This window comes from Saccharopolyspora sp. NPDC000359, assembly GCF_040300525.1.
Lineage (GTDB): Bacteria > Actinomycetota > Actinomycetes > Mycobacteriales > Pseudonocardiaceae > Saccharopolyspora.
On sequence record NZ_JBEPDU010000006.1, the window covers coordinates 174,517 to 183,923 of the forward strand.

Genomic DNA, 9,407 nt, shown 5'->3' on the forward strand with positions numbered 1-9,407 from the left:
GTCTGTCGATGCAGCTCAGCAGGGAGTGGGCGTGGAGCTTGTACGCCGGTGGCATGTACACGTCCATCGACCGGACCCTGACCGCCGCCGAGCGGGAGCAGCGCGCCATCAACGCCGGGGAGGAGCTGTACTCGATGTTGTTCGGCGACCGGTACGCCGCCATCAACGTGTACAAGACGCCGGACCCGTGGTGCGCGTGGTTCCCCGGGCTGTTCAACGTCACGTGGGTCGCCTACGACCTGGATCAGCGGATGTTGCTGCTGTTGTGCGTCACCGACGTGGACTGAGCGGTGGTGTGGCCTCCGGTCACCGGCAGGGTGATTGGTAGCCGTCGACTTCCAGGCCTCGGAAGTCGAGCTTGTTCGGGGTCTTGCCGACGAAGACCAGGCCGCGGGCCTCGCCCAGCGCTTCGGCGAAGGGGTACGACGGTTCGCCCAGCTCGGGGAGCCAGGTCCAGTCCTGCGGGGCGAAGCTGACGAACTTCCGCTCGACCTGCCCGCCGGTCGACGGCAGCAGGGTGAGCCACTTGTCCCCGCCGCTCCAGTGCGAGGCCGGGCGCAGCTGGACGTAGAAGTCGTCGGTCGCGCTGTAGGTCAGCCAGAAACCGGACGAGCCGGCGAGGTCGACCTGCGCCTCGAACTGGTTGGCCAGCCACAGGACCGCCACGTGCCACTCGTCGCGCAGGAACTCCACCTTCGCCGCGTACCCGTCGCCCTCCGGCACGAGCAGGCTGCCGGTCGCGGGCACGGTGGTGCCTTCGCCGGACGCGAGCCACTGCTGGTACCGGTTGATCGACGGGGTCGCGCACTCGTCGCGCAGGCTGCTGCTGGCGGCGGGTGCCACGACGTCCGCGTGCGCCACCGAACCGGCGGGGAGCAGCGCCAGCGCGCAGGCGGACGCCGCGAACACCTTGGCCAGACGAGCTCTTCCGCGATCGTTCGACGAGATTCGGCGCATTTCTCGGAAGTTAGCAGAACAACCGGCGCAGGAGTGGTCTTGGCGATTTACCAACCGTTGCCGGTTTACGGCTCGGCTAGGAAGGTCAGCACCGCGTCCAGGAACTCAGCCTGGGCCTCGACGTTCGCCATGTGGACCGTCGGCAGGACGGTGAGCTTGGCGCCGGGGACGATCCCGGCCAGCTCCTCGCCGTGGGCAGCGGACGTGACGGTGTCGTGCGCTCCCGCGATGACCAGCGTCGGGCTCTGGATGAGCGCGGCCGTGCGGCGCAGGTCGTAGTCGCGCACCGCCGCCCAGCTGCCCGCCACGCCCTCGCGCCTGGTGGCGAGCAGGGCGCGGCGGAAGGGCTCGACGACCTCGTCGTGCAGCAGGTGGGGCGGGAACCAGTCGTGCAGGAAGTCCTCCGCCGTGGCCTGCATGTCGGGGGCTGCCAGGAGTTCGGCGATCGGCTGGTCCCACCGGCTCGCCGGGCCGAGGTTCGCGGCGGTGTTGGAGAGCACCAGGCGGTCCACCCGCTCCGGGACGTGGATCGCCAGCCACTGCGCGACGATCCCGCCCAGCGACAGGCCCAGCACGTGCACCCGTTCCAGGCCCACGGCGTCCAGCAGCTCCACCACGTCGCGGCCCAGCCGGTCCAGGGCGTAGGGGCCGCTCGGCGCGTCGGAGGCGCCGTGGCCGCGGGCGTCGTAGCGCAGCACCCGGAAGTGCTCGGTCAGCGCGGGCACTTGGCCGTCCCACATGTGCAGGTCCGTGCCGATGGAGTTCGAGAGCAGCAGGACCGGCGCGTCCCGGTCGCCGTCGAAGCGGTAGGCGAGGCGGACGCCATCGCCGGTGGTGGTGAATTCCACGGTCATGCGCTCAGCCTAGGGAGGTACCCCGTAGGCATCCATTACAAAGATCCGACCATCCCTGTAGGTTCAATGGACGATGTTCACGCTCCACGAGCTGCAGTGCTTCAACGCCGTCGTGCTCCACGGCGGGTTCCAGGCCGCCGCCGAACGGCTGCACCGCTCCCACCCCTCGGTGTTCGCGGCCGTCGCCAAGCTGGAGCGGCAGCTGGGCCTGGCACTGCTGGACCGCTCGGGCTACCGGGTCCAGCCCACCGAGGCCGGGCGCGCCTTCCACCGCAAGGTGCGCTTCCTGCTGCACGAGGCCGAGGAGCTGCACACCTACGCCGAGCAGCTGGCGATGGGCGAGGAGGCCGAACTGCGCGTGGTGCTCGGCGACCTGTGCCCGCTGCCGCCGGTGCTGGAGCTGCTCAGCCGCTTCTTCGCGCAGCACCCGCAGACGCGGCTGCACCTGCAGTTCGAGGCGGTCACCGGGCCGTGGGAGCGGCTGCTGGAGGACGAGGCCGACCTGATCGTGCACCGGGTGCCCAAGAGCGACGTGCGGATGGAGTGGATCGACCTCGGCCGCGTCGCGCTGGTGCCCGTCGTGGCGCCCGGGTTCCTGCCGTTCCCGCCGGACACCGAGATCACGCCGCAGCGGATGCAGACCTTCACCCAGTGCGTGGTCCGGGACTCCGCGCGCGACCCCTTCGAACCCGGGCACTTCCTGGTCGAGGGCGCGCCGCAGAGCTCGGTGCCGGACCACCTCATGAAGAAGGAGCTGGTCCTGCACGGCATGGCCTGGGGGCACCTGCCGCGGTTCCTGGTCGAGTCGGAGCTGCGCGACGGGCGGCTGCTGTCCATCGCGGGGCGGCACTTCCCGGGCGTGGTCGAGGACCTCTCCGCGGCCCGGCGGCGCGACCGGCCGCACGGACCGGTCGCCGACCAGCTGTGGGAGTTCCTGGCCAGCAACGCGCCAGTCCTGCGACCAGCGCTGGGACGGGTGGTCCGGGCGAAGCGGGGTTAGCGTGGCTGGATGACCCGTGGTTCATGGCGGCTCGTCCCGGTGGCGTTGGTGCTGGTCGCGGCGGCGTGCGGGACGACCGCGCCGCCCGCTCCGGCCCCACCTCCGCCGCCCGCCCCGCCTGCGCCGCCGTCGAGCCCGGAGCCCACGCAGCAGGTCGAGCACGCGCCGCCCGGCTTCGTGCCGCTGCGCGACGTCGACCCCACGATCATCGAAGAGGTCCGCTACGCGACGCCGCACAACTTCACCGGCGACCCGGTGCCCGGCTACGACGAGCCGATGTGCGTCGTGACGACGCCGCTCGCCGACGCGCTCCGCGCGGCGCAGGAACGGTTCGTGGAACAGGGCTACGCGCTCAAGGTCTACGACTGCTACCGGCCGCAACGCGCCGACGGGCACTTCGTCGCGTGGGCCGAGGACGTCGACGACCAGCGCATGAAGGACGAGTTCTACCCGGGCCTGGACAAGTCGCGGCTGTTCGCCGACGGCTACATCGCCGAGCGCTCCGGGCACAGCCGGGGCAGCTCGGTCGACCTGACGCTGGTGCGGCTCCCCGCCGACCCCCAGCGCGCCTACGTGCCCGGCGAGCCGCTGACCTCGTGCACCGCCCCAGCAGCGCAGCGGTTCCCGGACAACAGCATCGACATGGGAACCGGTTACGACTGCTTCGACAACCTCTCGCACACCGACGACCCGCGCGTGACCGGCGAAGCCGCGGCCAACCGGAACCTGCTGCGCGACGTGCTCACCTCGGTCGGGCTGAAGAACTACGCCTACGAGTGGTGGCACTACAACCTGCCCGACGAACCGTTCCCGGACCAGCACTTCGACTTCCCGGTGAACAGCGCCGCCTTCCGCTGACCGGCTAGTAGTCGAGGGTGGGGTACCAGTCACCGCGGCCCCGGGACGTCAGGTCGAGGAGGTGCCAGACCGGGGTCAGCAGGTCGATGCCGCGCTCGCCGATCTCGTCCGACAGGCGGGGGTGCACCGAGTAGGCGTGCCGCACGGCGCCGTCGCCGTCCCGGGTGAACACCGAGACCGCCGAGTCCTGGTTGCCCCGCTCGTCCTCGCTGGCCAGGTCGCGCTTGAAGGTGTTCTTCGCGGCGCTGAGCAGGCGCAGGCGCGTCCAGCCCCGGTTGCGGGCGTGCTCGCGCAAGGCGGGCAGGTCAGCCGCGGCCACCACCGCGAGGTCGACGTTGCGGTCCACGTGGTGGGCGATCCCGTTGAAGCCGTCGACCCACATCGTGCACATCGGGCACGGCTCGGTCTGCGCCTTGCCGAACATCAGGTGGTAGACGACGAGGTCGCGGTCGGGGGCGGTGAGCAGCTCGCCCAACCGCACCTCCCGCACCGGCTCGTCACCGGCGCCCAGGTCCGCCGGCCCCTCCTCGAACAGGTAGTCGTCGACGACCGGGCCCGGCGGGAGCTGGCGGCGCTGCTCCGCGACCCGCTCGCGGTGGCGCATCAACTTGATCTCGGCGCTGCGCAGCTCCTCGCGGGCGCGCACGTACTCGGCGGTCTCCCTGGCGAGGTTGGTCTGGCGCATCGCTGCCTCCCCTCCGCCGCGGCTGCCCCGGTCCCATCGTTGGCTCCGGCACCGGGGATCGCCAGGTGAGGCGAGGCGGTGGGACGCGGGGTCAGAGGTCGTGCGCGATCCGGATGGCTTCGGCCGCCGACACGCAGCCCGCGGTGGTCAGGTCGAGGTTGGCCAGGGAGGCTTCGTGCACCTGCTCGTCGGCCGCTGCGACGCAGTCGGCCACGACGTGGACGTGGAAGCCGAGGTCGGTGGCGTGGCGGGCGGTCTGCTCCACCGTCAGGTTCGTCGCGACCCCGGTCAGGAACAGCACGTCGACGTCCCGCGCGCGCAGCCAGTCCGCCAGGTCGTTGCCCGCGAGGCCGGAGAGCTTCTGGTTGTCCACCACGTGGTTCGCGGGGCGCGCCACCTCCGGGACCAGGGCCGAGCCCGGCGCATCGGGGCGGAAGGCCTCCTGCGCATCGGCCACGGCCCGCATGAACCCGGTGTTGCGGACCAGCTGGCCCTCGCCCTCGGGGATGGTGAAGCGGGTGTGGACAATGTCGGCACCCGCTTCGCCGATGGCGCCGTGGAACCGCGCCGCGCGTTCCACGACCCCGCTGCGGGCCACCGGCTCGGCGAGCATCCCGCCGAAGAAGCCCTCGGGCCTGATCACGTTGACCTGCCAGTGCAGTGCCAGTACGGCACACCTGCGCTCACCCATCCGGCGATTCTGCCGCAGGCCGCGGGCGGCTGTCGGGTAGTTCCGACACACTCCCGGCATGTCCGACATCTCTTCGCAGCAACACCACGCGCTCGACTACGTCGAGATCCCCGTGACCGACTTCGCCGCCGCCAAGGCGTTCTACGGCGCGGCCTTCGGCTGGGAGTTCACCGACTACGGGCCCGGACCGGCCTACGTCGGGATCCGCGGCAGCGGTGACGCCGAGGTCGGCGGCTTCCGACTGGTCGACGAGGCCACCTCCGGCGGTCCGCTGGTGCTGTTGTACTCGGCCGACCTCGACGCCAGCGCGCGGGCCGTGCGCGACGCGGGCGGCACGGTCACGCAGGGTCCGTACGAGTTCCCCGGCGGGCGGCGGTTCCACTTCCACGACCCCGCGGGCAACGAACTCGGCGTCTGGTCCACCCAGTAATCCAAACCCGGGGACTCCCCCAACTTTTCCACCGGAACTTGCGATTCCAATGGGAACCAGACACCTGGCCCCGTTGGAATCGCCTTCCACCCCCAGGTCAGGCAGTCGGGGCGGTGGGCATGCGGAACCTCCGAGCGACTGCGCGAAGGCAGCCCGAGCACGCGAAACCCGTTGGAAGAGCGATGATCCCGAGTTCAGTTGAAATGGTCCTGGGAATTGTTCCGGATTCCCGTTGTCGGGGACGTGACGCGCTGGGAACATCCTCGCGTTCGTTCCGGATGATCAAATGAGGACAAGTGAAGAAGTTCATCGCGCCCGTGGTCGGGTTGGTCCTGCTGGGCCTGGCTGGATGCGGCGCTGCCAGCGAGACCACCTCCGCCCCCGAACCGCAGTCCCAGTCCGAGCAGGGTGAGGCCGACACCTCGCAGACCCAGGTCGGCGGCAAGGACGTGGCCTTCGGCGAGACCGCTGGCATCGAGGAGGAGGGCGGGCAGTTCGCCATCACCGCCACTCCGCTGCAGGACGTCACCGAGTTCACCACCCCGCCGATGGAGGGCAAGTACGTCTCCACCGACGTCACGGCCGAACTCGTCGGTGGCACCGGGGGCGCCGTCGCCTCGGTCGACTTCATGCTGGTCGACGCCGCGGGCAACGAGTACCCGAACGCCGCGCCGAACGGCACCGACCTGACCGGCCAGCTCTTCGCGACGCTGCTGGCGGAGGGCGACTCCGACAGCGGGAAGGTGTTCTTCGACATCCCCGCCGACGCCACCGGCCTGAAGATGATCTACCAGCCGCTCACCGCCACCGAACCCGCTGGCAGCTGGAGCTGAGCAGGCGTGGGTGTTCTGCGGCGAATCGCAGAACACCCACGTCCGTCACGGGTTCTCGAAGCGGACCTCGGGATGGCTCGGGGACGGACCGTCCAGCAGCCGCCGCGGGACCCCGCGCAGGTGCAGGTCCGCGAACGCGGCCAGGTAGTCGCGGGTGATGCGGGCCGCGCGGTCGCCGCCCAGCGGCTCCTCCCCCAGGTCGACGCCCACCTGCTCGGCCAGTGGTGAGTAGTCGGTGAACGACCAGTGCGCCGACCCCTCGACCGAGAACCAGCGCTTCCAGCCGGTCAGGTGCGCCCAGGTCTGGTCCCAGGTGTCGTCCGCGCCCGGCCGCCCGTGCTGGTCGGCGCCCAGCATCAGCAGCGGACGGTCGGAGTCGGCGGTCAGCCCCGGGTGGAAGGTGCCGTCCAGGTTCGCCGCGGCGCGGAACCGGTGGTCGGCCAGCAGCGCGCGGGTCGCCGCCGCGCCACCCATCGAATGGCCCGCCACCAGGACCCGGTCGGCGTCGATCCCGCCGCGCGCGATCAGCTCGTCGAGCACGAAGGACAGGTCAGCAGCGCGGTTTCCCGCCACCACCTCGCCATCCGGCCCCGGTACCTGCTCGCAGGCCAGGCAGCCGGTGACCCGGCCGTCCGGGAAGGTGATCGCACTGGCCTCGTAGTTGTGGTCGACCGCGGCCACCGCGTAGCCACGGCTGGCGAGGTCCTCGGCGAGACCGGTCAGCGAGGTGCGTGGCAGGTTGAACCCGGGCGAGAGCAGCACCAGCGGGAGGTCGCGAGCCGGTCGCTCCGCGTCGACGCCCGCGTGGGTGCGGGTGGTGCTGAAGACCTCCGGCGGAACGCCGCCGAGGTCCTGGCCTTCGAGGATCCGGCGGGACTCCTCCGGCGTGACGTACTGGGCGCGCGGGGCGTCGTGGTCCCTGGTCGGGTACCACAACGACACCATCAGCTCGCGGTCCTCCTGCGGCACCCAGGGGTCCTGCCGGTCGTGGTCGACCAGGTGCAGCGTCGTGGTGCCCACCGCGTGCGGGCCGGTCGGTCCTGGCAACGCGGGGACGGGGGTGGCCACCGCGGTCGGGGTCAGCAGCAGCGCGCTCGCCGACACGGCGGCTATCAGCGTTCTCATGCCCCCAGCATCGATCTCCGACATCGTCGGCACGCCAGGGAGAACCCCGAACCGGCCCTGGTTTGCAGCCCCGCTCAGACCCGGGCGGCAAGCGCCCGCAGGACTTCGCGCAGGCCGTCGCGGATCCCGGGCTCCGACACCGCGCCATCCGCGCCGACTGCGTCCCGCGGCACGAACAACCGGGCACAGGCCGGTTCGACGAGGTCGACGCTCAAGTAGCGGAGCACGGTCTCCAGCGTGCTGATCGCGCCGTCACCACGGCCCTCGGCTGCCACGTTGACCCAGGCAGTCGGTTTGCCGTTCAGCTCGGTGCCGCCCACCGACCAGTCCAGCAGGTTCTTGAAGCTGCCAGGCAGCGTTCCGGCGTACTCGGGTGTGCAGAACAGCACCGCGTCCGCCGCGGCCAAGCGGCTCCGGAGCTCGGCCACCGCGGGAGGGAGCGGGTCGACGTCGTCGTCCGGGTTGAACGCGGGCAGGTCCGCCAGGCCTTCGTGCAGCACCGCTTCCACGCCCTCCGGCGCGGCATCGCGCATCGTGCGCAGCGCGGCGGTGTTCGTGGAGCCGCTCCGCGTGCTCCCCGTGATGAGCAGGACCTCGACCACAGTTATTCGCCTCTCGTCGCGACTTCGGCTCCAACCTAGTCGCCTCGGGTCACGGGAGGACGTCCACCCAGACGAGATGGTGGTCGGAGGCGTCGTTGAGGCGGGACAACTCGTCGTCCGCCGTTGGCCAGAACACCTCGGAGCGCAGCGGGACCAGCGGGGCCGACGGCAGGACGTGGTCGACGCGGAGGTTGCCCGGCGACTCGTCGTCGAAGTCGCCCGTGTCGAAGTACGGGCTGCCGCGGTGGGTTCCGTTCGCGCCGCCCTGGGTCACGCTCGCCTCGACCGCCCCGGCGCTGCCCGGTCGGGGGTCGATCACGCGCGGGGCGTGCAGCAGCTCGCGGATGCCGTTGCTGTCGCCGTCCAGCGGGTCGGAGTTCTGGTCGCCCGCGACGACGAACCGGGCACCGGGCCGCAGGCCACCGCGCACCCCCTCGTCGTCGTAGATGTAGTCGCCGCGGTTCGGCGTCACGTAGTCCGCCCAGAACCGGATCTCGTCCTGGTTGCGCAGGGCGTTGCGCTTCTCCGGGCCGTCGAAGGCGGGCGGCGTCGGGTGCGAGGTCAGGAAGTGCACCGTGCGGCCGCCGACGTCGATCGGCAGGTCCCAGTGCGACTTCGAGGACAGGCGGACCTGCGCCAGCTCCTCCGGGGTGAACCAGTCGCCGGGCTCCGGCGTCGCCGGGTCGTCCGGCAACCGCGCGCCCGGCATGTCCGCCCAGCGGAACTGCTGGAAGGTGCGGGCCTGGCCGATCGGGTACTTCGAGAGCACCACCATGCCGTACTGGCCGGGGAAGTCACCGAACCCGTGCGCGTCGCCCGGGCCGCCTGTGGTGCCGTCGTTGTCGAGGTCCATGCCGGACGGCACGCCCGTGTTGACCGGTGCGGTGTAGACGTGCGGGTAGTCGATCGGGTCGGCACCGTGCTGGCTGCGGGCCAGGTAGTTGGTGCGGAAGGCGTCGACCGCGGCGCCGCCCGGGACGTAATCGAACTCGTTGAGCAGCAGGACGTCCGGGCGGACCCGCTGCACCACCTCGGCCACCTTCCGGGCCTGCTCGTCGTCCGGAGTGGACAGGTCGGCGAGGAGCTCGCCCTCGGTGGCGCGGTTGAGCGAGGCGTTGAACGTCGCGAACCGCACCGGCTCGGCCGCGTTCGCGGTCGGGGTCACCAGCGCTGCGGCCACCGCTGCCACCACCAGTGCGGCACGTTTCACGACATCCCCTCTCGCCGCTTGTTCTTCTGCAGTTTCAACTGGAACCGTGGTCAGGGGACCAACGGATGCACAACTCGGCCTGAAGTCGTGGTGACGTGCGGGGTGCCCGGGAGCACCCCCCCCACCCCCCACAAAGCCAAAAACGAACCCCTCGGCACAAAA

12 protein-coding genes are annotated in these 9,407 nt (G+C 71.1%); 5 read left to right on the forward strand and 7 right to left on the reverse strand.

What is annotated here, in order from left to right; all coding sequences use genetic code 11:
* Positions 1–8: 8 nt before the first annotated feature.
* A complete protein-coding gene (locus ABT324_RS06840; RefSeq protein WP_351172833.1) occupies positions 9–287 on the forward strand; it encodes a hypothetical protein in 279 nt (92 codons plus the stop codon).
* Between the two features lie 19 nt (positions 288–306).
* On the opposite strand, the gene ABT324_RS06845 is transcribed toward ABT324_RS06840, so the two are convergent.
* Both ABT324_RS06845 and ABT324_RS06850 read right to left on the reverse strand, forming a co-directional pair.
* A complete protein-coding gene (locus ABT324_RS06845) occupies positions 307–909 on the reverse strand; it encodes a hypothetical protein (RefSeq protein WP_351172836.1) in 603 nt (200 codons plus the stop codon).
* Between the two features lie 113 nt (positions 910–1,022).
* Positions 1,023–1,811, reverse strand: a complete 789-nt coding sequence (locus ABT324_RS06850; protein ID WP_351172839.1) for an alpha/beta fold hydrolase — start codon at positions 1,809–1,811, stop codon at positions 1,023–1,025.
* A 73-nt stretch (positions 1,812–1,884) separates the two neighbouring features.
* Here ABT324_RS06850 and ABT324_RS06855 point away from each other — a divergent pair, with 73 nt between their 5' ends.
* Both ABT324_RS06855 and ABT324_RS06860 read left to right on the forward strand, forming a co-directional pair.
* On the forward strand, positions 1,885–2,811 hold the full coding sequence (locus ABT324_RS06855; RefSeq protein ID WP_351172842.1) for a LysR family transcriptional regulator: 927 nt from the start codon (positions 1,885–1,887) through the stop codon (positions 2,809–2,811).
* Positions 2,812–2,820: 9 nt separating this feature from the next.
* Positions 2,821–3,669 carry a M15 family metallopeptidase gene (locus ABT324_RS06860; RefSeq protein ID WP_351172845.1) on the forward strand — a complete coding sequence of 283 codons (849 nt, stop codon included), beginning with the start codon at positions 2,821–2,823 and terminating at the stop codon, positions 3,667–3,669.
* 4 nt (positions 3,670–3,673) lie between these two features.
* Here the strand turns inward: ABT324_RS06860 and ABT324_RS06865 are convergent, their stop codons facing one another.
* Positions 3,674–4,354 (reverse strand): DUF899 family protein, encoded by a 681-nt coding sequence (locus ABT324_RS06865; protein ID WP_351172848.1) that lies wholly within the window; start codon positions 4,352–4,354, stop codon positions 3,674–3,676.
* 91 nt (positions 4,355–4,445) lie between these two features.
* The gene (locus tag ABT324_RS06870; RefSeq protein WP_351172851.1) at positions 4,446–5,045 is read right to left on the reverse strand and encodes a cysteine hydrolase family protein; all 600 of its coding nucleotides are present in this window, start codon (positions 5,043–5,045) and stop codon (positions 4,446–4,448) included.
* Positions 5,046–5,103: 58 nt separating this feature from the next.
* Between ABT324_RS06870 and ABT324_RS06875 the strand changes: the two genes are divergently transcribed.
* Together ABT324_RS06875 and ABT324_RS06880 are read left to right on the forward strand one after the other, a co-directional pair.
* Positions 5,104–5,475, forward strand: a complete 372-nt coding sequence (locus tag ABT324_RS06875; RefSeq protein ID WP_351172854.1) for a VOC family protein — start codon at positions 5,104–5,106, stop codon at positions 5,473–5,475.
* 296 nt (positions 5,476–5,771) lie between these two features.
* Complete coding sequence (locus tag ABT324_RS06880; RefSeq protein ID WP_351172856.1) at positions 5,772–6,308, forward strand: DUF4352 domain-containing protein; 537 nt, start codon at positions 5,772–5,774, stop codon at positions 6,306–6,308.
* A gap of 45 nt (positions 6,309–6,353) precedes the next feature.
* On the opposite strand, the gene ABT324_RS06885 is transcribed toward ABT324_RS06880, so the two are convergent.
* The 3 genes from ABT324_RS06885 to ABT324_RS06895 all read right to left on the reverse strand — a co-directional run bounded on the left by ABT324_RS06885 (position 6,354) and on the right by ABT324_RS06895 (position 9,245).
* Entirely contained in the window at positions 6,354–7,433 is a 1,080-nt protein-coding gene (locus tag ABT324_RS06885) for an alpha/beta hydrolase family protein (protein ID WP_351172859.1), read from the reverse strand.
* Between the two features lie 74 nt (positions 7,434–7,507).
* A complete protein-coding gene (locus tag ABT324_RS06890) occupies positions 7,508–8,035 on the reverse strand; it encodes an NADPH-dependent FMN reductase (protein ID WP_351172862.1) in 528 nt (175 codons plus the stop codon).
* Between the two features lie 49 nt (positions 8,036–8,084).
* A complete protein-coding gene (locus ABT324_RS06895; protein ID WP_351172865.1) occupies positions 8,085–9,245 on the reverse strand; it encodes an endonuclease/exonuclease/phosphatase family protein in 1,161 nt (386 codons plus the stop codon).
* Positions 9,246–9,407: the final 162 nt, after the last annotated feature.

What these genes read in the sequence shown, in the direction of transcription:
- ABT324_RS06840 (WP_351172833.1), top strand. Translation starts at nt 9, where the DNA reads ATGCAGCTCAGCAGGGAGTGGGCGTGGAGCTTGTACGCCGGTGGCATG.
- ABT324_RS06850 (WP_351172839.1), bottom strand. Translation starts at nt 1,811, where the DNA reads ATGACCGTGGAATTCACCACCACCGGCGATGGCGTCCGCCTCGCCTAC.
- ABT324_RS06855 (WP_351172842.1), top strand. Translation starts at nt 1,885, where the DNA reads ATGTTCACGCTCCACGAGCTGCAGTGCTTCAACGCCGTCGTGCTCCAC.
- ABT324_RS06860 (WP_351172845.1), top strand. Translation starts at nt 2,821, where the DNA reads ATGACCCGTGGTTCATGGCGGCTCGTCCCGGTGGCGTTGGTGCTGGTC.
- ABT324_RS06865 (WP_351172848.1), bottom strand. Translation starts at nt 4,354, where the DNA reads ATGCGCCAGACCAACCTCGCCAGGGAGACCGCCGAGTACGTGCGCGCC.
- ABT324_RS06870 (WP_351172851.1), bottom strand. Translation starts at nt 5,045, where the DNA reads ATGGGTGAGCGCAGGTGTGCCGTACTGGCACTGCACTGGCAGGTCAAC.
- ABT324_RS06875 (WP_351172854.1), top strand. Translation starts at nt 5,104, where the DNA reads ATGTCCGACATCTCTTCGCAGCAACACCACGCGCTCGACTACGTCGAG.
- ABT324_RS06885 (WP_351172859.1), bottom strand. Translation starts at nt 7,433, where the DNA reads ATGAGAACGCTGATAGCCGCCGTGTCGGCGAGCGCGCTGCTGCTGACC.